Origin of the sequence: Nonomuraea bangladeshensis, from assembly GCF_039529455.1 — a bacterium.
In the GTDB taxonomy this organism is placed as follows: Bacteria; Actinomycetota; Actinomycetes; order Streptosporangiales; family Streptosporangiaceae; genus Nonomuraea; species Nonomuraea bangladeshensis.
Genome location: NZ_BAAAMV010000004.1, coordinates 1 through 22299, shown reverse-complemented (window position 1 = coordinate 22299; position 22299 = coordinate 1). Strand labels below are relative to the sequence as shown.

The 22299-nt window shown below is 69.7% G+C and carries 14 protein-coding genes and 1 pseudogene; 4 read left to right on the top strand and 11 right to left on the bottom strand.

Going from position 1 to position 22299, the window contains the following annotated elements; all coding sequences use genetic code 11:
- Positions 1-217 precede the first annotated feature (217 nt).
- The 3 genes from ABD292_RS11880 to ABD292_RS11870 form a co-directional block, all read right to left on the bottom strand.
- Positions 218-1858 (bottom strand): N,N-dimethylformamidase beta subunit family domain-containing protein, encoded by a 1641-nt coding sequence (locus ABD292_RS11880; protein WP_344207176.1) that lies wholly within the window; start codon positions 1856-1858, stop codon positions 218-220.
- Between the two features lie 12 nt (positions 1859-1870).
- Complete coding sequence (locus tag ABD292_RS11875; protein WP_344207174.1) at positions 1871-3289, bottom strand: APC family permease; 1419 nt, start codon at positions 3287-3289, stop codon at positions 1871-1873.
- Positions 3290-3388: 99 nt separating this feature from the next.
- Positions 3389-3595: a hypothetical protein gene (locus ABD292_RS11870; protein WP_344207172.1), complete on the bottom strand. Its 207-nt coding sequence runs from the start codon at positions 3593-3595 to the stop codon at positions 3389-3391.
- Positions 3596-3737: 142 nt separating this feature from the next.
- On the opposite strand from ABD292_RS11870, the gene ABD292_RS11865 reads away from it, so the two are divergent.
- On the top strand, positions 3738-4400 hold the full coding sequence (locus ABD292_RS11865) for a TetR/AcrR family transcriptional regulator (protein ID WP_344207171.1): 663 nt from the start codon (positions 3738-3740) through the stop codon (positions 4398-4400).
- Positions 4401-4918: 518 nt separating this feature from the next.
- Complete coding sequence (locus ABD292_RS11860) at positions 4919-6574, top strand: glycoside hydrolase family 44 protein (protein ID WP_344207170.1); 1656 nt, start codon at positions 4919-4921, stop codon at positions 6572-6574.
- 328 nt (positions 6575-6902) lie between these two features.
- Here ABD292_RS11860 and ABD292_RS11855 read toward each other — a convergent pair whose 3' ends face one another.
- From ABD292_RS11855 to ABD292_RS11825, 7 genes are all read right to left on the bottom strand, one after another.
- The gene (locus ABD292_RS11855; RefSeq protein ID WP_344207168.1) at positions 6903-7580 is read right to left on the bottom strand and encodes a hypothetical protein; all 678 of its coding nucleotides are present in this window, start codon (positions 7578-7580) and stop codon (positions 6903-6905) included.
- Positions 7581-7659: 79 nt separating this feature from the next.
- A complete protein-coding gene (locus ABD292_RS11850) occupies positions 7660-8676 on the bottom strand; it encodes a COG1470 family protein (protein WP_344207167.1) in 1017 nt (338 codons plus the stop codon).
- Positions 8677-8765: 89 nt separating this feature from the next.
- The gene (locus ABD292_RS11845) at positions 8766-9401 is read right to left on the bottom strand and encodes a hypothetical protein (RefSeq protein ID WP_344207166.1); all 636 of its coding nucleotides are present in this window, start codon (positions 9399-9401) and stop codon (positions 8766-8768) included.
- A gap of 65 nt (positions 9402-9466) precedes the next feature.
- Entirely contained in the window at positions 9467-14389 is a 4923-nt protein-coding gene (locus ABD292_RS11840) for a ThuA domain-containing protein (protein WP_344207942.1), read from the bottom strand.
- 209 nt (positions 14390-14598) lie between these two features.
- On the bottom strand, positions 14599-15876 hold the full coding sequence (locus ABD292_RS11835) for an ROK family transcriptional regulator (RefSeq protein WP_344207165.1): 1278 nt from the start codon (positions 15874-15876) through the stop codon (positions 14599-14601).
- Positions 15877-16447: 571 nt separating this feature from the next.
- Positions 16448-17305 (bottom strand): SAM-dependent methyltransferase, encoded by an 858-nt coding sequence (locus tag ABD292_RS11830; RefSeq protein ID WP_344207164.1) that lies wholly within the window; start codon positions 17303-17305, stop codon positions 16448-16450.
- Between the two features lie 123 nt (positions 17306-17428).
- Positions 17429-17611, bottom strand: coding sequence for a hypothetical protein (locus ABD292_RS11825; protein ID WP_344207163.1), 183 nt, complete (start codon positions 17609-17611; stop codon positions 17429-17431).
- A 281-nt stretch (positions 17612-17892) separates the two neighbouring features.
- On the opposite strand from ABD292_RS11825, the gene ABD292_RS11820 reads away from it, so the two are divergent.
- Positions 17893-19299, top strand: a complete 1407-nt coding sequence (locus tag ABD292_RS11820) for an arabinofuranosidase catalytic domain-containing protein (RefSeq protein WP_344207162.1) — start codon at positions 17893-17895, stop codon at positions 19297-19299.
- 108 nt (positions 19300-19407) lie between these two features.
- A complete protein-coding gene (locus ABD292_RS11815) occupies positions 19408-21741 on the top strand; it encodes a beta-L-arabinofuranosidase domain-containing protein (protein WP_344207161.1) in 2334 nt (777 codons plus the stop codon).
- Positions 21742-22098: 357 nt separating this feature from the next.
- Here ABD292_RS11815 and ABD292_RS11810 read toward each other — a convergent pair.
- Positions 22099-22299: pseudogene (locus ABD292_RS11810) on the bottom strand (integrase core domain-containing protein); the annotation flags it as partial.

Sequence of the window (22299 nt, the reverse complement as noted above, 5' to 3'; positions counted from 1 at the left end):
TCGGCGACAGGGGTCCGGCTCGGGCGCCTCATCGGGCCAGGTCCCGGATCAGCGCGTCGGGAGTCCGGGTGGCGTGCGGGTGCAAGCCACCCGGATGGGGCCGTCGATGCCGGGCTTGAGTCTCCAGCCGGCGATGTACGGGCTGTCCACGCCGACCAGTTCCAGCCCGACCTGTCCACGCGCTGCGGCCTCGGCGATCAGCGCGATGCGGCCGGGGTCAGCCGCGGACGGCGTAGCGGCGCAGCACGTTGCGGGTGATCTGCTCGGTGAACTCATCGTGCAGGCGCAGGCCGTTGACCCATTCGGTCGTCCCGGCGCAGAAGACGCCGCCTCTGCCCCGGGTGAACTCAGCGACCATCCCGGAGCCGTACGCCTCACCGTCGAACCGGTCGGGCAGCGGGTCGAACAGCAGCCCGAGAATGCCCTGGACTTCGGCGATGGGGGCGCCGAGCGGCACCTGTCCGTTCCACCGGTCCTCCTCGCCGAACGTGGCCGGGCACATGGCGATGATCTCCAAGTTGTCCGGCGTTCCGTCGCTGCCGGTCGGAAAGGGCAGACCGCGCCGGAAGGTGTAGTCACAGCCGTCCAGCTCGAAGGCGGCGATGCAGATGGGCGCGCCGCCGAAGACGTCGCCGTAACCGAGGTCGGTGTCCTGAAGGGCCCAGTGCCGCGGCCGGTAGACGGTGAAGCCGCCGCTGGAGCGGGAGATCGCCGAGCCGTAGCGGTTGTAGGTGCCTGACAGGCCGGTGAGCCCCATGGTCGCGGCGGCGGGACGGTCGATGGGGGGCCAGTCCCATGCGGTGGTCACCTTGGCCGGATCCCTGTCGAACAGGGGGTCGTCCTGCGGGACCTTGTAGTTGACCTGGACCTGGTCGTCTTCTTCGAGCCGGACCTGCCACAGGAAGTTCCCCCCGAACCTGGCGAGGTGGCCGCCGCCGTCGACGAAGGCATCGACGCTGTCGCGCATCTGCGCGGTCCAGTACTCGTCGTGGCCGACGAAGATGGCGCAGGCGTAGGGGGTCAGGCAGCCGGGGTCCTGGTGGAGGTCGTGCTGGGTGAGGACGTCGAACTCGATGCCCTCCTTCTCCGCCCACAAGGCGAAGGGCCGCTCGTAGGTGGCCCAGAACGCATCCGCGTGGTGGCGGGAGTAGCCGTGGGTGTGCGCCCACTCATAAGCGGGGTGGCGGGGCAGGGCGCCGCGCGGCGGAGTGTCGGGGTTGGAACTGCGCGGGGCCTCGTCCGGCTTGCGGATCATGCCGCGGGCGATCGGCCGCTGGACGGACAGGCGCGGGCTGGCCGCGTCGGTCCAGGGGTCGTCGCCGAGGCCGCGGTAGGCGTTCGCGCCGCCCCAGTCGTTGTAGGCGGTCATCGTGCTGGTCGTCAGCACCAGCACGTACGGGGTCCGTACGCCGGGCTCGGGGTTGCGCACGATCAGGAAGTGCTCACGCTCGTGGCGACGTCCGTCGAATTCGATGCCGATGATCAGGATGTAGAAGCCGGGCTTCCACCGCTGGTCGATGGTGAAGGTGTGCGCGACGGGCCAGCCGCAGCCGACGGCATAGGCGTCGCTGGGGGTCGGGTGGGCCCGGCCGGGCAGACCGATGGCGGACCAGACGACCTCTGGGGTGAGCCCGTCGCGCACCAGGGTGAGCGTGTACGTCTCGGCGGTGGTGTGGGTGTGGACGTGGACCTCCTCTCCCGGCGAGTAGGTCCACCTGTCGGTGTAACACCAGGCCTCCGGGCCGCCCATCCCGGGCTGTTCCACCACGAAACCGGGAATGGACCAGGCATACCGCGGGGCAGGCGCCGGGCTCTGCGAAGGGGCGGTGCGTACGGCGGCGGGCAGCTGATCACTCATGAGGGTCCTCTTTCAGAGCTGTTCGGGCGCGAGGTGTTCCTGCCTGCGGCCGGTGGTCATGCGTCCGCGGACGGCCCCGACCAGGAACGCGATGACGAGCGGGGAGATGATGAGGGCGTTGCCGATGGCGCCGATCCCGGTGAGCAGGCTCATGTTCGCCACCGCCAGGTACAGCACGATCCCAAGGATGATCACCGACAGGGCGGGGGCGATGAGGCGCGCCCACAGGCTTTCCCGCGCGCCGCGTGTCGCGAGCCAGCGGATCACCGCGACGCTGGTGGCGATCTGCAGCGCGAGGACGGCGAACAGGGTCGGCGCGTTGGTCCAGGTGACGACCTGCGTATACGGGTCGAGCGAAGACAGGCCGAAGCCGATCAGCGCGACGGTCACCAGGCCGCCCTGGAGGAGGACCGCTGCGCGCGGGGAGCCAGATGCGCTGGTGCCGTACAGGAATGCGGGCAGCAGGCCGCGCCGGGACATGGAGAACAGATAGCGCGAGCCGGCGTTCTGCAGCGCGATGACACCGGCGACGAAGCTGGTGATGACCAGCAGCTGCATCACGTCGGTCATGACCGAGGAGACGAAGGAGGTGTTGAGGTCGAACACGACCTGCGAGGGGTTGCCGCTCAGCGCGCTCAGCAGCCGGCCCGGGCCGACCGCCATGAGGATGGTGAACGCGGCGGCGACGTAGATGACGGTGAGGAGGCCGATGGCCCAGAAGGTGGCCTTGCGCACGGCTGTGCTGGCGTCCTGCACCTCTTCGCTGTAGACGGCGGTCTGCTCGAAGCCGATGAACACCAGGAAGGTGACGAGGAAGGTGCCGCCCAGGACCGGCACCTGCCAGGAGCCGGGGTCGAACGCGGACCAGGGGGCGCCTTCGGGGCCGCCCTGGATCCAGACCGCGATCGCGAAGACTGCCAGGACGCTGATCTCCAGGATCAGCAGGACCGCCGCGACCCGGGCGCCGAGGTCGATCTTCGCATACGAGATGGCGGTGACCAGGAGGGCGATGACCGTCGCGCACGGCCCCCAGGGGATGCTCACCGACAGGTACGTCTCCAGGAAGATCGAGGCGAAGAAGCCGGATGCGGCCGCGAAGCCGATCTGGCCGAGCGTGTAGCCGGCCCAGGCGACCATCGCGGCCCCGGATCCAGCCGTCCGCCCGAGCCCCTTGTCGATGTAGGCGGAGAACGCGCCCGCGTCGGTGACGTGGCGGCTCATCGCGGTGAAGCCGACCGCGAAGATCGCGTAGGCGATTCCGGCGATCACGAACGCGGCGGGCAGCATTGTCCCGCCCACCAGGAATCCGAGCGGCAGGAAGCCGGCCGAGACGGTCAGCGGCGCGGCGGCCGCCACGACGAAGAAGACCAGGTGCCGGGCGCTGACGACGTCGCGGCGCAGTTCGTGCTGAGGGGGATGGGGCATGTCCATGGTGCCTTCCTTGTGAGCCGTCCTCGACGGCTCCGGACTGAATCTGCGGAGACGGCCTTCACCGGACCTGGCGGCCCGGCCCCCCGAAGGCCGCGGAGTTCATCGAGCCGAGACGCCGACGAAGATCTTGCGGGTGGGTTCGAGCGTGTGCCGGCAGCCGTCGAATCCGGCTCGATCGCGACCCGGCCAGCGGGCGCGATGCTCGACCTCTTCCCATCCGTCACTGACCTCGTCGTAGTCACCCGGAGACGGAACCACGGCGGTTCCGGCCCCCGGCACGAGGACCTGGATCTGTGTGATGGCCACAACGGACCTCCTAGCAGGTCGAACATCGACTGAGCGGTAAAGCTATAGATTGATAGCTTGTGCTGGCAAGAGGCAGTCCAGACTTGACGGACGCGTTACTCCGGTCACCCGGTACGGTGACCCCGGCAAGGAAAGGACGGACATGGCAGTACGCGGACCGGAGGGCGTCACCCGCCAGCGGGCACTCATCGCGGCGTCCAAGCTCTTCGCCGTGCGCGGCTACCACGGGACCTCCACCCGCGACATCGCTAACGCCGTCGGGGTACGCCAGCCGACTCTCTATCGCCACTTCGCCAGCAAGGCCGAGATCCTCGCCGAACTCCTCGACGCGGACCTGCTTCCCGCCCTCGAACGCCTCCGCACGGCCCTGGCCGCCGAGGGCTCCCCCGCGGCGCGGCTGCACGCCTACCTGCAAGCCGACCTCTACGCCATCCTCGTCCTGCCCTACGACACTCGCGGCCTCTACAACGACGATGTCCTCGAACTTCCCGACTTCGCCGTCCAGGCGGCACGAAGGGACGAGCTGCACCGCCTCACCGAGGAACTGGTCGCGCAGGCCATCGACAGCGGGGAACTCCAGATCGTCGGCGGCCCGTATTTTGTGCGACGGGCCATCAGCGGCCTGATCCTGGAGGCCATGCGCGACCGCGGCACCGACCCGTCCCCGGACCCCGACACCCTCCCTCGCGAGATCGCCGACTTCCTCCTGCGCGGTACCCTCGCCGACCCCACCCGCCTCCCGGACGTCCAGCGAGCAAGCGCACTCCTAGTCGATCGGTGGAGTTCGGCCCTGACGACCACATGAGCCGCCGTTCCCGCCCGCCATCGAGGCTGGACTGATTTCGCCGGAGGCCTTGCGGTAACGCCAGCGGCCTGGGGCGAGATGCCAGACTCAACGGCGGCCGTCGTCGGGACCAGCAGGCTGGTGATCTCAGCGAGGGACGCTCACGCCCGTGGCGATGACGCTCTCGGCGGCCTTTACCGCTGGAACATGGGCCTTGCCTGGCGCCACCAGCACTCGGCTGCCGTGCCACCTCACTGCGCGGGCTGTTCAGGCGACGGGCTCGTGAACTCCTCAGCACAACCTCCGCTCGCCACCAGCTCGCGTTCCCCTGCCGTCCGAGCAGCCGGCTCTGCAACTTTCAGGCCGCCACCGGAACCGCAGCCGGGGCGTTCACAAGCCGCTGACGGGCTTGACCAGGAAACGTACCCCTCACTGGAGCCGAGCACCCGCTGGACGCCACAGCAGCGCCTTGACACCCGTAAGGCAGCTGGTCACGCTCGTCGATTGTTGACCATAAACGGATGACGGGAGCGCCGACGATGGATACTCGACGACGGCGGACGCTGCGACCGGCCGCGACCCTCGGCGTGGCGGTGTCCTTCGTGGTGGGGACGCTGACCGCCCAGGCGTCCCTGCAGCCGGCGGCGGCCGCGGCCGGGCCCGCGCTGTCGGTGGACCTGTCCGCCCCCCGGCACCCGATCAGTCCCGACATCTATGGCATGAACGGCGCCGACCCGGCTTTCGCCGCCGAGATCGGCCTGCCGGTGACGCGCTGGGGCGGCAACGCGACCACCCGCTACAACTTCAAGAACCACACCTACAACACCGGAAGCGACTGGTACTTCGAGAACATCGTCGCCGGCCCCGACAACACGGTCGAGGCGTACGTCAAGACCAGCCGGGACCGCGGTAGCAAACAGGTCGTCACCGTGCCGATGAGCGGGTGGGTGGCCAAGGACTCGCCCGCCCAGCACCCGTTCGCCTGCGGATTCCCTGCCGCCCGGTTCCCCGCACAGGACGCCTTCGACCCGTGGGACGCCGGCTGCGGCAACGGCCGGCGCGACAACGCCGACCTCACCGGGGCGGTGCCCACCGACACCTCGATCCCGGCGGACGCCGCGTTCACCGGCGAGATGGTGTCGCACCTGGTGAGCCAGTTCGGCACGGCGGCGCGCGGCGGCGTACCGATCTACGAGCTCGACAACGAGCCGGTGCTGTGGAGCTCCACGCACCGCGACGTGCACCCCGAGGCGGTCTCCTACGACGAATTGGGCGGCAAGAGCACCACGACCGCCGCGGCGATCAAGGCCGCCGACCCGAGCGCGGCGGTGCTCGGCCCGTCCGGCTGGGGGTACTGCGAGTGGGTCGCGTCCGGGGTGGACGGGTGCGCGCCGGGCGCCGACGCGGCCGCGCACGGCGGGCTCAACCTGTCGCAGTGGTTCCTGAAGAACATGAAGGACTACAGCGACACGCACGGCGGCAAGCGCATGCTCGACTACTTCGACCAGCACTACTACCCGCAGATCAACGGCGGCAAGGACCCCGAGTCGAACGCGTGGCGGCTGCGCTCCACGCGTTCGCTGTGGGACCCGACGTACGTCGAGGAGTCCTGGATCGGCCCTTCGGGGGTGAACGCGCCGCCACTGCAGTTCATCCGCAAGATGAAGGACTGGGTCGCGCAGTACTACCCCGGGACGAAGACCGCGATCACCGAGTACAACTGGGGCGCGCTGGACGACATCAACGGCGCTCTGGCGCAGGCCGACGTTCTCGGCATCTTCGGGCGCGAGGGCCTCGACCTCGCCACCATCTGGGGCGAACCCCAGCCGACCCAGCCCGGCGCCTACGCGTTCCGGATGTATCGCAACTACGACGGTGCGGGGAGCCGGTTCGGTGACGTGAGCGTGTCGGCGGCCAGCGGCGATCAGGGGCAGCTGGCGGTGTATGGGGCGCAACGCTCCCGCGACAAGGCGCTGACCCTGATGGTCATCAACAAGACCGGCGGTGAGCTGACCGCACCGTTGTCGATCGCCGGGCTGCACGGCAACGCCAAGGCGCAGCGGTTCACCTACGGCCCGGCCGATCTCGGCTCGATCGTGCGCGGTGACGATCTCCTGGTGCGCCAGGGCCGGGTCACTGCGACGTACCCGGCGAACTCGATCACCCTGCTGGACCTGCCGACGCGCCGGCGTTGACGTTCAGGGCGAGGATCCCGCTCTGGCCGCGGCCTCGGTACCGCAGTTGGCCAGAGATGGCCAGGACAGGAGCAGAGCCACGCGGTCGTCGCGGAGCGGGCGTCAGTGTGAAGAAGATCCAGGAGATGCTCAACCACGCGCAGTCCTCGACCACCGACATCTACCTGACCGTGGCCAGGAGGCTGGAAGAGGACCCATCCGACCTCGTCGCAGCGGCGATCGAGTAGCGAGCGCCGGTCGAACCAATTGCACCGGGAGGCTGCAGGTCAAGCACCCTGCGACGACTTTCGAAGCGGTACACGCTGACACGAGCGGCGGGGGCGTGCGCTCAGGGGCGGGTCTGCCGGTGCCGGTGGGCCAGGACGAGCCAGGCCGCGAGGGCGGCGAGCGCCGCGAGGACGATGACGCCGATCCGCAGCACGCTCCCCATCGCGCCGTCCCCGTCCGTCTTACCCGCCGCGCCCGCCGCGGCCTCGTGCAGGTGGGCGGGTGCGGACGCCTGGCCAGGAGCGGGGGCGGCCGTCGTACCCGGTGCGGGAGCGGTCGTCGAGCCCGGTGCGGGAGCGGCCGTCGTACCCGGCGCGGGCGCGGCGGTCGGGCCCGGTGCCGGCGTGGTCGCCGCCACCGGCGCGGCGACCACGCCGGCCTTCACCTTCACCGTCTTCTTCGCCTTGGCCGGCTCGGTCGCCCTCACCGTCACCCGCCACTCGCCGCTGGGCAGCGGCTCGGCGGAGCGGTAGAGGTTCTGGCCCTCGCCGGCCGACCGGAGCGGGACCGGGCCGAAGGCACGGCCGTCGGACGAGGTGGCGGTCAGCGTCGCCGCGACGATCTCGGTGACGGGATGGCCGTCCTTCTCGTACGTCACGAGCACGTTGACGTTGTCGGCCCCGTCACCCGTCACCTCCAGCTTGATCGGCCCGCCGTGCGCGTGGGCGGCCGGTGCGCCGAGCACCAGTCCGGCCCAGGACAGCAGGAGGGTCAGGACGTAGGCCGATGCCTTCTTCATGGAACATGGCTCCCTTGCGATTCGATGCCGGCGCCCGGGCCGGTTGACGGCCGCCACCTCTGAGGGCGGGTGACGGGACTCACGCCTCCTGCGACCTGCCCTCACGGGCGAGCCTGATCAGTTCTTCGATGCGCCTGCGGCGCCGCGCGGCGTTCAGCCGGAGGGCGAAGAAGGCGAGGACGAGCAGGACGACGAGGCCGAGCTGCGGCCACGGCAGCGCCCAGACCGTGGTGGCGACCTCCGCCGGCCGCACGGCGACGTCCGGTGCCGCCGCACCGGTGAGGGAGGGGACCGCCACGACCGTCGTACGGACCGGCCCCAGCGGCCAGGCCCCCACCACCCGCGCGACGTACGTACGGCTGCCTCCCGGCATGAGCTCCCTGGCCCTGGCCGCCGACGGGTCGCTCCAGGAGTTCTCGGTGAACAGCGTGGACGACAGCACCCGGTTGTCACTGACGAGCCGGATATTTCCGGCATTGGCCACCGTGTACGTCACCTCGACCGTCCCAGGGACGAAGGGATTCCACGAGCCCGTGTACTCCGCCCGCACCCCGCTGACGGCCACCTTGGCGACGTAGTCGCCGGTGACCCGGATGTTCAGGCGGACGCCCACCCGGTTCTGGACCCGTACCTGCCCGGAGACCGTCTCCAGGGACGCGGTCACTCCGGCGGGATGGTCGCCCGGCGTCGCGTTGCCGGGGATCGACACCGTCACCGGCACGACGGAGGTGGCACCGGCGGCGACGGTCACCTTCTCGGGCACCGTGATCCACGAGCCGCCGTCCACCGGCGCGACGTCCGACGGCCGCATGTCGAAGTAGCCCTTGGAGGTCAGGTAGCCGTCGTTGGCGTCGATCCCGAACTCGACCGGCTCGGTGGAGCGGTTGATGACCGCGACGTGCTCGACCACCTGCCCGCCGCCGGGGAGTTCGAGGTCGATGACGCTGCGGCCGTCGGGCCCGCCCGCGTTGGCCGGCACGACCGACCAGGTGGTGTCGGCGTGCGCCGGGGCCGCCGGCCCCACCAGGACGGCGGCCGGCAGGGCGGCGAGGACGGCGAGGCGGGCGAGGACGCCTCGCGCACGGTTGATGGTCAACAGAGGATGTCTCCAGTCTCGTCGTCGTGGCCGCCCGGAACCCCGCAGGGTCCCGGGCGGCGATGGCGTCCCGCGCCCCGGAAAACGGCTCAGGACTGGTTGAACAGGGAGAGCGTCAGGGTCGAGTGGTACTCGCCGGCGGCGACGTCGGTGGGCGTGCGCAGCGCCAGGTCGGCGTTCACCTCCCAGGTGCCGATCTCGTCGGCGGAGTTCGCCGTGGACACCAGCAGCTCCTGGCCCTGCAGGCCGACGGTGGGCGCTCCCGAGCCGTCGGAGATGACGCTGGAGACGGGCTCGCCGGCCGCGACCGCGCCGGTCGAGGAGTCGCTCAGCAGCCGCGGCCGCCAGCCCAGGTACTGCGGGCCGATGGGCGGCGCGGAGCCGTCCGTCGCGGTGAACTCGCCGGCCTGGCCCACGACCGCCCAGAAGTCACCGTCGGGGATCGTCCCGGGATCGCGGGTGTCGGTCACCGTGACCGTCGGCAGGGTGCCGACGAACTGGCGGGCGGCGGCGTTGGAGCCGCTCTCCTGCAGGGCCACCCCGCCGTTGTCGGCGACGGTCATGGACACCTGGCCGGTAGTGGTGCCCGGCTCGATGGTCACCGACACGTCGATGCCGTCCTCGGGATCGTCCTCGGCCACGGCGGGACCGGCCAGGCCGGCGCCGGCGAGCGCGACACCGACCACCGCGGCGGCGAGCAGCCGCGCGGCCTTGTTGATTCTCATGTGATCGCTCCATCTATGAGTGGGCGGGGCCGGCCGGCCCAGCGGCCGGCCCCGGGGGTTCTGTCTCAGCTGCAGTCGAGCGCCGGGTACGCGGCGTCGTACGACGAGGTGACCTCCCGGCCGCCGATCGTCGCCGTCCCCTTCACGGTCACCGTGCCGGCGTCGATCTGCCCGGCCCGGCTGTTGAAGGACTGGTACGCCTGCTTGCCCGGGGCCACGCCGGCCACGGTCTTCGTGCCGTACGGCGTGGTCAGCGTCACCGTCGCCGCCGTCTCGGAGGTGTTGACGGCGGTGACCGCCACGTACGCCGAGGTGCCGATGCAGCGGGCCGCGGCGGAGACCGCCAGCTCGACCTGCGCCGCCCCGGTCAGGCGGAAGAAGTCGAACATGACCGTCTTCGAGGCCGTCTGGTTGGTGCCGATGGTGTAGACGCCGACCTTCGCGTCTTCGGCCACGGCGCTGTTCTCCACCGGAGCGGACAGGTCCGTCCAGGTCTGGCCGTCGGAGGAGTAGGAGCCGGTGAAGGTGTCGCCCTCCTTCTTCAGCCGCAGGTGCCACTCGCCGCCGGTGAGGTTGTTCGCCTGCGGTTGCGGGCTCTGCACGGTGCCGCCGACCTCGCTGCGCAGCTCGATGGCCCGCGCCACCGTGGCTCCCGGCGAGTTGGTGGTGAGGAAGTCGAGCTTCACGTAGTCGTCGTCGCCGGTGTAGACCATCAGGCCGCCCTGCTGGTACTGCTCGTTGAGCGCCGAGGCGTCCAGCTTGGTCTCCAGCGTCCAGTCGCCGTCCGGGGCCGGTTGCAGGATGAGGTTCTTCGGGCCGGTGTTGGTGGTCCCGTAGATGTCACCCGTCGTGGTGTCCAGCTCCAGCTTGCCGCCGCTCACCCGCGCGGCTGTGGCGTCGGGGCGCACGACCGCGCTCCAGCGGCACGTGTCGAGCGCGGTGCCGTCGAACTCGTCGTCCGGGGCGGGCGCGGTCGCCTTGTCGTCCGGCGTGATGTGGAACCAGTCGAAGGCCGCGTCCACCACCGGGTGGTTGGCCCCGGCGAGCGAGATCAGGCCGATCTTCGGGCTGGTGATCCCGGCGAGCGACTTGGTCTGCGGCATCGCGGTGAACGTGCTGCCGTCGGAGGAGTAGTGGGCGGTGATGCTGCTGCCGTCGCTGACGAACCGCACGTACACGGTGTCGGGGTAGGCGTCGCCGAGGGAGGCCGTGTTGCTGTCCGACACCTCGTTGGGGGCGGCGTTCTCCTCCCTGATGAACTGGAAGATGCGGCTGGCGTGGTCGGAACCCGAGGTCGAGCGCGCCTGCAGCACCATCTTGGCGTAGTTGTCGTCGTCGCCGTAGATGACCAGGCCCGCCTGCTGGTACGCGTCCCGCGCGTCCAGCGTGAGCTTGGCCGTGGCCGTCCAGGCGCCCGAGGGAGCCGGCTGCAGCACGATGTTCGGCGTGTTGCCGCCCGTGCTGTAGATGTCGGTGGTCGAGGTCGGGATCACCAGCTTGCCGTCCGCGACCTTGAGGTCCTGATTCTCGCGGACGACGGACCAGCGGTCACGGTCGAGCCGGTCGCCGAGGAAGTCGTCGGACCGGCCGGTGAAGCACACCGTGGCTTGGGCGTCCACCTTGACCTGGACCCGCGCGGTGGCCGACGCGCCCTTGTCGTCGTTGACGGTCACCACGGCGGTGTAGGTGCCCGGCGCGGTGTAGGTGTGGCTCGCCTCGGCGGTGGTGGGCTCGGGTGCGCCGGCCACGCCGAAGTTCCACTTGTAGGTGAGCGGGTCACCCTCGGGGTCGGTGGCCGTCGCCGTGAAGGCCACCCGCAGCGGGGCGACGCCCGTCGCTGGGATGGCCGTCGCGGTCACCACCGGGTGCTGGTTGTCGGTCGCGCCCTTGCCGACGAAGTCGACCCAGTTGACGTTGATCAGGTAGGTGTCGCCGGCCGCGCCCGTGGGCTTGCGTACGACGAAGTACAGCGGCCCGCTCGCCGACGGCGGTTCCGTCAGGTCGAGAGTGACGTCGGTGAAGGTCTGCCAGCCGCCGGTGGGCGGCACCTCGACCGAGCCGACCAGCGTGCCGGTCTCGGGGTCGCCCGCCCGGATCTGCACGGTCCCGCCGGGGCCGCCGGAGGAGGCGCGCAGCCGGATCGCGGTCAGGTTCGACAGGTTCGCCGGGTCGAAGGACCACCAGTCGCCGTCCTGGATGAACGCGATGTGCTCGTTGCCGCCCTGGGTGTCGCTGGTCGTCTCCGCCGCGACGCCCGCGGCGTCGGTGCCGGTGCCGCCGCTCACCCGGCCGGTCCGCGAGAAGTGCTCGGCCTGCTTGCGCTTGGGCTCCAGCAGGACCTCGCCCCGCCCCGTCAGCGACTTGGCGCCGTTGGCGCCGTCGTCGGCGTAGCTGGCCTCGATGACGTAGAAGAGGTTGTCGTACTCGCCGTGGCCGGCCTGCTGGGTCTGCAGCACGCCTTCACAGCCCTTGTGCTGGTCCAGCGGGTGGCCGTGGCTGTCGTGGCCGAGGATCGCCTGGATCTGCACCCGGTCGCAGTCGATCGTGCCGTCCTCGGGGTCGGTGACGGTGACCTCGAACTTCACCTGGTCGCCGAACTCGAAGAAGGAGCCGTTCGGCGGCAGGTCCACCGAGACGGTGGGGCGGGTGTTGCCCGCGCTGATCGCCACGCTCGCGGTGGCGGTCCTGCCGTCGGGGTTGGTGATGGTCAGGACGGCGTTGTAGTCGCCGCCCTCCTCGTAGGTGAAGGACGGGTTCGGGTCGGTGGAGTCGGTCTCGCCGTCGCCGTCGAGGTCCCAGGCGTAGGTGATCGGCTTGTCGTCCGGGTCCCTGCTGCCCTCGCTGGAGAACGTGACGGCCAGCGGCAGCGGCCCGTCCGTCTTGTCCGCGGTGGCACGGGCGATCAGCGGGCGGGTGCCCTTGGTGTACTCGATGCGGTAGATGCCGGAGTCGGCGTTGTCGCCGCCGAAGCCGGAGCCCCATTCGATCAGGTAGAGCGCGCCGTCGGGGCCGAACTTCATGTCCATCGGCTTCTTGAACGACAACGTGCCGAGGATCGGGTTCATCTCGACGAGTTCAGTGCCGTCCTCGTCGAGCTGGAACGACCAGATCTTGTCGTTGTTCCACTCGCCGAACAGCGCCTTGCCGTCCCAGTACGCCGGCCACTTGACGTCCGACTGCAGGCCGGGGTCGTCACGGTAGACCGGGCCGCCCATGGGAGCGCCGCCCCTCAGCTCCGGGAAGTGCTGCGGGTCGGCCGCGTAGTGGTACCAGACCGTCGCGGGGATGACCGGCGGCAGGCTGGTCAGGCCGTCGTTGTTCGGCGAGTCGTTGACCGGCGCCGCGCAGTTGAACGCCGACCCCGACTGCCGGGTGGCGAAGTTGAAGTCGACGTACGGGGTGTTGTCGCCGACGCAGTACGGCCAGCCGTAGTTGCCCGGCTCGGACACGATGTTCCACTCGACGGTGTTCTGCGGGCCGCGGGTGGCGCTGGCGGAGTTGGCGTCGGGGCCGTACTCGCCGAGCATGATGTGACCCGTCTTGGGGTCCAGGCCCACGCGGAACGGGTTGCGGAAGCCCATGCCGTAGATCTCCGGCTTGGTCTTCGCCGTGCCCGGTGCGAACAGGTTGCCCGATGGGATCGTATAGGTGCCGTCGTCCTCGGGGTGGATGCGCAGCAGCTTGCCGCTCAGGCTGTTGGTGTTGCCCGCGCTGCGCTGGGCGTCCCAGCTCGACCGGCCCGACTGCTCGTCGATCGGCGTGTAGCCGTCGGAGGCGAACGGGTTGGTGTTGTCGCCGGTGCCCAGCCAGAGGTCGCCGGTCTTCGGGTCGATCACCATGCCGCCGCCGTGATGGCAGCACTCGGCCCGCTGGACCGGGACGTCGAGGATCGTCTTCTCGCTCGCCAGGTCCAGGGTGTCGCCGGTGACGGTGAAGCGGCTCAGCCGGTCGACGTTCGTCCCGGTGGGCGAGTAGTACAGATACACCCAGTGGTTGGTGTCGAAGCCGGGGTCGAGCGCGAGGCCGAGCAGACCGCTCTCGTTGGCGGTGAAGACGTCCAGATCGGCCGCCGTCACGGTGCCGCCGGCCGGCTTGATGATCTTGACCTCGCCGAGGCGGTCGATGTAGAAGACCCGGCCGTCCTTCGCGACGTCCACCATCATCGGGTTGGAGGTGTTGTCGTCGAGGGTGACCTTCTCGAAGCTGGAGCTCTGCGAGGCCGAGCAGTCGGCCTTGACGACGCCCGCGGCGGTCTGGATGCCGCCGAGCAGCAGCTTCAGGAAGTTCGGCTCGCTGTAGTTCTCCTTCATGTGGCCGAGCCCGGTGTACCACGAACGGCCGCCGTCGAAGTCCTGGCACCACGTGTTCGGGTGGTCGGCGCCCATCGTGGCGCCGGTGTAGGAGGTCTCGTCCATCGACGTCAGCACGTGGACCGTCTGGCGCGGGTTCGCCTGGTAGTCGTACCACTCGTCGCTACGGGTCCAGGTCGTCGGCAGGTCCTTGGTGGACGGGTGCGCCGGGTCCTCGACCTTGACCCTGGCCTGCTGGATCGCCGGGTGGCTCTTGAAGTACGCGCCGACCAGCTTGCCGTACCACTCCCAGGTGTAGCCGCTGTCGGCGGCCGCGTGGACGCCGACGAAGCCGCCGCCGTTCTGGATGTAGCGCTGGAAGGCGTTCTTCTGGTCCTGCGTGCTCAGCGGGTCACCGGTCGTGGACATGAAGATCACGGCCTTGTACTGGGCCAGGTTCTGGTCCGTGAACAGGGCGCTGTCCTCGGTCGTGTCGACCGCGAAGTTGTTGTCCTGGCCGAGTCGCTGCACGGCCGCGATGCCTTCGGGGATGGAGTCGTGCCGGAAACCGGTCGTCTTGGAGAAGACGAGGACCTTGTAGGCGGGCTCGGCCGCCGTGGCGGCCTCGGCGCTCGCGGGCGCCGCGAGGATCGGGACGAGAGGGACGGCGAGGGGGGCGACGAGGGCGGACAAGGCCATCGTCGTCACGGCTCGGCGCCTGAGGCGCCGTCCGCGTAACGGCAGGGCCGCACGGAGCAGCCTGGCCCACGTGCGATGACGTGGTGACATGGAAAACCCTTCCTGACCGGGGGGACGTCAGGCAAGGCGCGCGCCGCCGCGCTGTTGCCACTTCGTGGAGCGGATCTTGCGGGGTGCTGGAGGGTGCCGTCTCCAGGTCTGCGGGGCCGTCAGACGGGTGCCGGCCGGGGTGGTGTGCCGATGATCGCCGTCGGGTCGTCGATGACGTCGCTGACCACCATGCTGGCGGCGCCCCGGGAGGCGGCGCCGAAGCCGAGTGTGGAGGCGACCAGGCGGCACCGGGCGGCGGGGGCCGCCACCACGAGCCGGTCCAGCTGGTCCTGCGCGTGCGGCAGCAGCCACTGGGCCAGCGAGGCGAAGTAGCCGCCGATGACGATCACGCGCGGGTTGAACAGGTTGGCCAGGATCGAGCCGCCGAGCCCGAGCCACTCGCCGACCTGCGCCACCGCCGCCGTCATCCGCGGGTCGCCCGCGGCCAGGCCGCCGGCGATGTCGCTCACCCGTTCGCCGGGGTCGGGCACCGGCCTGCCGGGCAGCCCGTACGCCTGCTCGGGCATCGCCGCGCGGACGAGCGCGGCCAGGCCGACCTTGGTCTCCCAGCATCCGGCGCGGCCGCACCCGCACTGGTCGCCGTCGGGGTCCACCTGGAGATGCCCGACCTCGCCGGAGAAGCCGTCCGCGCCGCGCAGCAGCCGGCCGTCCAAAATGATGCCGCCGCCGACCCCGACCTCGCCGGTGAGGTACACCAGGTAGGGCGTGCCGGCGGCGACGCCGGAGGTGTACTCGGCCAGGGCGGCGAGGTTCGCGTCGTTGTCCACCCGTACTGGCAGGCGCAACGGGCCGAGCACGGAGGTCAGCCGCTCGGCCAGGGGCAGCTCGTGCCAGGACAGGTTGGGGGCGAGCGTCACGACGCCGCGGGTGACGTCCACGAGCCCGGGGACGGCGACCGCGATGCCGGCGGGGGTCGCTCCGGCCCGCCGCATGGTCTCGACGGCCTGCCCTGCCACGGCCGCGAGCCGCCGCACGGAGCCGTCCGGGCCGCTGCCCACGGCGTCGTGCACGATCCGGCGCTCGACCAGGACCCGGCCGCTGAGGTCGGTGCCGTGGACCGCGATGTAGTCGACGTTGATCTCCATGCCGAGCGCGCCGACGTGCGCGCCGTGCAAGGCCACCGCGCGCCGGGGGCGGCCGACGGCGCCGGCGTGCCTGACGCCGACCTCGCGTACGAGACGCCGTTCCAGCAGCTCGGCCATCAGGTTGGAGACGGTGGCGCGGTGCAGCCCGGTCGTCTCGGCGATGTCGGCGCGGGACAGGACCCTGTGGTCGCGCAGCTCGCGCAGCACGAGCGAGAGGTTCGCCCGGCGCAGCGCGGCAGGACCCGCCGGTGCAGCGCCGCCCGGGGCGCGGTCGGGTGGCTTGTACGACATGCGCACCACCTGCCCCTTTGTTTATCTCTGAGATCAATTAATCGGGTTGTAACACGCGAATGTCCGACCGTGAACCCCTTCGTCGCGTAACGAGTTGGCATCGCTGATGTCTGCGCATTTCAGCGAGTTTTCCGCGCCAGTTACCGAAACGTTACCTAACTTGTAAACGATTTCACCCTTGTGCCGGCGAAAGTCCCCTCTTTTAATGCGGCTAGCCACCCGACTTGATCGAGGAGGAGCGTGGACCCCATCCGGACCGACGGTCCCGCCGCCGACTCGACGAGTAATGGCGGGTCCACTTGAGCCCTCAGGACCCGTCCCCGAGCCCCGCACCCCGTCCCTGAGCCCCCGCCCGCCTGCTCGTCCGGTTTCACGTCGCCGCGGCCATGACGCCTGCCCTCGATCGGCCGGAAAAACGCCGCGTCCTCACCCTCCCGCACCCCTTTTTCACCCATGACTCCCGCCCGCCTGAACGGCCGTACCAAGCCGCACCGTCACCGTTGACGCCGACCTCGGTGCCGCCGCGGTGGTGCCAACCGGCACGCCAGGCGGGCGGGCACGCGGGGAGGTCTCAGGGTTTGACGGCGAGGCCGCCGTAGGCCCAGGCGTGGCCGCCGGGGATCTGTTCCTGGTATTCGACCGGGTCCGGCCGCCACGTGACGACCTCGACGAGGCCCGGGTCCAGGAGGTCCCAGCCCTCGAAGAAGCGCAGCGTCTCGGCGTGGCTGCGCGGCACCATGGGGGCGGAGCTGTTGTCGTACGGCTTGGTGAACTCCTCGCGGCTCAGGTTGTCGGCGAAGTCCATGGTGATGTGCGACAGCAGCAGGTGGCTGCCGCTGGGCACCGCCGCCTTGAGCTGCTCGACCACCCCGTACGGGTCCTCGTCATCGGTGACGAAGTGCAGGATCCCGGCCAGGATGACGGCCACGGGACGGGTGAAGTCGAGCACCTCCCGGATCGCGGGGTCGGACAGGATCTTCTGTGGCTGCCGCAGGTCCGCCTCGATCATCTCCGTCGCGCCCGCCGGGTCACCGGTCAGCAGGGCACGCCCGTGCACGAGGACGATGGGGTCGTTGTCGAGGTAGGCCACCCGGGCCTCGGGCACGGCCCGCTGGGCGATGACGTGGGTGGGGTCCTGGGTGGGGAGCCCGGTGCCGATGTCGAGGAACTGGGTGATGCCGGCTTCGGCCGCCAGATACCGTACGGCCCGGCTCACGAAGGCACGGTGGGCGCGCACGCCCTCACGGGTGCCCGGCGACAGCGCGATGAGCCCCTTGGCGGCCTCACGGTCGGAGGCGAAGTTGTCCTTGCCGCCCAGTAAGAAGTCATAGATCCGGGCGGGGTGAGGAATGTGCGGATTGATCCTTGCAGCCGGGGCGTCGGCGTACTCCGGATCCTGCGGGTCCGTCTCTTTGCCACTGTGCGTCAAGATCTCTCCCTGATGGATCGGCGACGATCGCCGCGCCTGACGGAGGGCGCGGACGGCCCTCGCCGAGGAATGTGCTTTCAGATGTTTCCTCGCTGCCGGGCCCGGCGTTACGGACGATCCACGCTACGCCGTGACGGCCGCTCCTGAAGCGGGCGCGGCGACGGGGGACGTCACCCCGGCGAGATCTTCGGAGACGGCCCACAACCGCCGCTGGATGGCCACGTCGTACGACTCCGGGCAGGAGGTGACCGGCCGTGAGGCGGGCGACGGCTCGCCACCCGGCGGACGCGGGGATGAAAGTTTCACGACATCTCATCGCAATGAGGCGAACGCCTCACGGTAGGAACCCAGGCGAAGCGCCGACAGCGTAGTCCCGGGTGGCGAGAGATTCGATCCACGTTCTTGACGCCGGGGCCTTCGTTGATTTGACTCCGCACTGGCGTCACCGACGAATCGATTCGACCATCCACTGATGTTAGCGCTAACACAACTTTTGCCGGGCCCGCGTATCGGCGCCGTCCTGATGGAGAGAAGGCATGATGCTTTTTGGACGCCTGACAAGGCCACTCGCGGCCGGGGTGGGTGCGTTGCTCGCCACAGCCTGCCTGGTCGGCGGTGGGACAGCCCAGGCCGCGACGTCGCAGCCGTGTGACATCTACGCCGCGGGCGGGACGCCGTGTGTGGCGGCGCACAGCACCACGCGTGCCCTGTACGCGGCCTACGACGGCCCGCTCTACCAAGTCAGGCGTTCGTCCGACAACACCAGCCGGGACATCGGGGTGCTGAGCGCGGGCGGGGTGGTCAACGCGGCCACGCAGGACTCGTTCTGCGCCAACACGACCTGCGTCATCACGATCATCTACGACCAGTCCGGCCGCAACAACCGCCTCACGCAGGCGCCGCCCGGCTACTGGAAGGGCCCCGCTCCGGGCGGATGGGACAACCTCGCCGACGCGAAGGCGGCCCCGATCACCATCGGCGGCCAGAAGGCGTACGGTGTCCGCGTGGAGCCCGGCACCGGCTACCGCAACAACAACACCAACGGCGTCGCCAAGGGCGACGAGCCCGAGGGCATCTATGCCGTCGTCGACGGCACACACTACAACCAGTGGTGCTGCTTCGACTACGGCAACGCCCAGACAGACGGCCAAGCCGACTCCCCCGCCATCATGGAGACCGTCTACTTCGGCGCCGACAAGCAGTGGGGCTACGGGGCCGGAGCCGGTCCCTGGATCATGGCCGACCTGGAGTGGGGACTCTTCTCGGGGGTGAACGCGGGCTACAACAACATCCCGTCGATCAACCACCGTTTCGTCACGGCGATGGTCAAGGGGGAGCCGAACCACTGGGCGATCCGGGGCGGCAACGCACAGTCGGGCGGCCTGACGACCTACTTCGACGGACGGCGCCCCAACGGCTACCACCCGATGAAGAAGGAAGGCGCCATCCTGCTCGGCATCGGCGGCGACAACAGCGTCTCCGGCCGCGGCACCTTCTTCGAGGGCGTGTTGACCTCCGGCTATCCGACCGCCGCCACCGAGGACGCCGTTCAGGCCAACATCGCCGCCGCCGGCTACGCGCCGGCGGGCGGCGACAACCCGCAGCAGGGCGTCCAGATCGTGGGCGGCCAGTCCGGCCGGTGCGTCGACGTGCCGAACAGCAGCACCGCCAACGGCACCCAGGTGCAGTTGTGGGACTGCGGGAGCGGCACCAACCAGCGGTTCACCTCCACCTCAAGCAAGCAGTTGCAGGTGTACGGCAACAAGTGCCTGGACGCCTACGGGCAGGGCACCGCCAACGGCACCCAGGTGATCATCTGGGACTGCAACGGCCAGGCCAACCAGCAGTGGAACGTCAACACCAACGGCACCGTCACCGGCGTGCAGTCCGGGCTGTGCCTGGACGCCAACGCGGCCGCCACCGCCAACGGCACGAAGCTCATCCTGTGGTCCTGCAACGGCCAGGCCAACCAGCGGTGGACCCTGCGCAGTTGATTCCGGCCGTTGTTCCCCTCTTCGTCCCATGGCTGCCGAGTGCGGCGAGGCGGCCGTGACGTCGCCCGTTGTCCTCGGGCGACCGCAGCTCACCATGTTGGAGGTCTCGTGTCATCCCCATCGCTCAGCCGCCGTCAGCTCTTGCAGACCGCCGGCGTCGCGGTTGCCGCGTCGGCCGTTGGGCAGGCCGCCGGGACGTCGGCCGCCGTGGCCGCGGTCGCCCCGGCCCGGGCCGACATCGGCGTGTCGGCCTACCTGTTCGACCTCGGGCAGGTCCAGCTCGCCTCCGGCCGCTGGCTGGACAACCAGAACCGCACCCTTTCCTATCTCCGGTTCGTCGACGTCAACCGGCTGCTGTACAACTTCCGGGCCAATCACCGGCTCTCCACCAACGGCGCCGCCTCGAACGGCGGATGGGACGCCCCGTCGTTCCCGTTCCGCACCCACGTGCAGGGGCATTTCCTCACCGCGTGGGCCCAGGCGTACGCCTTGCTCGGCGACACCACCTGCCGGGACAAGGCCACCTTCATGGTCGCCGAGCTCGCCAAATGCCAGGCGAACAACGGTGCCGCCGGGTTCGGCGCCGGTTACCTCTCCGGTTTCCCCGAGTCGGACTTCAGCGCCCTCGAAGCGCGGACGCTGAGCAACGGCAATGTGCCGTACTACTGCATCCACAAGACGCTGGCCGGCCTGCTCGACGTGTGGCGCCTGATCGGCAGCACCCAGGCCCGCGACGTGCTGCTCGCGCTCGCGGGTTGGGTGGATCAGCGCACCTCCCGGCTCAGCTCCAGCCAGATGCAGAACATGCTGGGCACCGAGTTCGGCGGCATGAACGCGGTGCTGACCGACATCTACCAGCAGACGGGTGACGGGCGCTGGCTCACGACGGCTCAGCGGTTCGACCACGCGGCCGTGTTCACCCCGCTCGCCTCCAATCAGGACCAGCTGAACGGCCTGCACGCCAACACGCAGGTGCCCAAGTGGATCGGTGCGGCACGGGAGTACAAGGCGACCGGCACCACCCGCTATCGGGACATCGCGAACAACGCATGGAACATGACCGTCAACGCGCACACGTATGTGATCGGCGGTAACAGCCAGGCCGAACACTTCCGCGCCCCCAACGCCATCGCCGGATACCTCAGCAACGACACCTGCGAGCACTGCAACACCTACAACATGCTCAAGCTCACCCGCGAGCTGTGGCTGCTGAACCCCGGCCAGGCGTCCTACATGGACTTCTATGAGCGGGCCCTGTTCAACCACGTCATCGGTGCCCAGAACCCGGCGGACGCCCACGGGCACATCACCTACTTCACCCCTCTGCGGCCCGGTGGCCGCCGTGGGGTCGGCCCGGCCTGGGGCGGCGGCACGTGGAGCACTGACTACAACTCGTTCTGGTGCTGCCAGGGCACTGGGGTGGAGGCCAACACGAGCCTGGTGGACGCCATCTACTCCTACAACGGCACCACGCTGTTCGTGAACCTGTTCCAGCCATCCACACTGAACTGGTCCCAGCGCGGCATCACGGTCACCCAGACGACGTCCTACCCGGCGAGTGACACCACGACCCTGCAGGTCACCGGCAGCGTCGGCGGCTCGTGGACGATGCGGATCCGCATCCCCGCCTGGACGTCGGGCGCCACCATCAGCGTCAACGGCACGCAGCAGAGCGCCGACACCACGCCCGGGTCCTACGCCACCCTCACCCGCTCGTGGACGTCCGGCGACACCGTCACGGTGCGCCTGCCCATGCGGGTGGTCATGAAGGCGGCCAACGACAACGCGAACGTCGCGGCGATCACGTATGGTCCTGTCGTGCTGTCCGGCAACTACGGCAACACCTCGCTGTCGTCGCTTCCGGCCCTGACCACCTCCTCGATCGCCCGGACCAGCACTTCGGCGCTCACCTTCACCGCCACCGCCGACAACGCGACGGTCAACCTGATCCCCTTCTACGATGCGCAGGGGCACAACTACACCGTTTACTGGAATGTCAGCGGGCAGGGCACCGGCGGGACGGGAAGCTACCGGCTGGTCAACGCGGCCAGTGGCCTGGTCCTCGGCATCCAGAACATGTCCACGGCGGACGGCGGTCTCGCGCTCCAGTGGACCGACAATGGCACCGCGGACCACAACTGGGTGATGGTGACCGACGGCAGCGCCGTGCGGTTCCGCAACGTCAACAGCGGCAAGGTGCTGGGAGTGGAGAACATGTCCACCGTCGACGGTGCCCGCATCCTGCAGTGGTCCGACAACGGCACAGCCGACCACCGGTGGACCTTGGTCGACAACGGCGACGGAACCTACAAGATCCGCAACGTGAACAGCGGCAAGCTGCTCGCCATCCAGAACAACTCCACCGCCAACGGCGCCCAGGCCGTTCAGGACTCCGACAACGGAACCGCCGACAACCGATGGCGACTCGTCCGCAACTCTTGAACACCCGCCCAGCGGCCTGCTGCCTTGATTCCGGGCAAAAAGGATTTGATCAAGCGTGGCTTTGTTAGTTCGTAATGGTGGTCGTTGATGGCAGGTGGGGCATCGGCCGCTCCAAGTGGCTAAGAACACCTGGAGCATGTGCAAGATCTTGCAAAGGCCAGGCCGCCCCGCAGGCTTTTGGGCTGGTCAAGCGGAGTTCGGTGAGGAACAAACCGGGAGGTCATCCTCGCCGTGGGGTTGCCCTTGGTGCGCTTGCTGCCATGTCGCCAGGTGATGCGGTGCAGCGCCGGACGGCCCGCGGCCAGCACCAGCTCGCGCAGGGTGGGGCCTTCGCCCTGAAGTGTGGACACCACGTGGCGAGGACCAGCGCTTGGCTCCCTGCAGCGTCTCGCGTTTCAAGGTCGCGTTGAACGATTCCGCCGCGGCGTTGTCGGCGCTGGTCCCGACGGCTCCCATGGATTGGCGCACCCCGAGTTCGGCGCAGACCCTGGCGAACTCGGCCGAGGTGTACTGGGCTCCATGATCGGCATGGAAGATCGCTCCGGCCAGGCTGCTGCG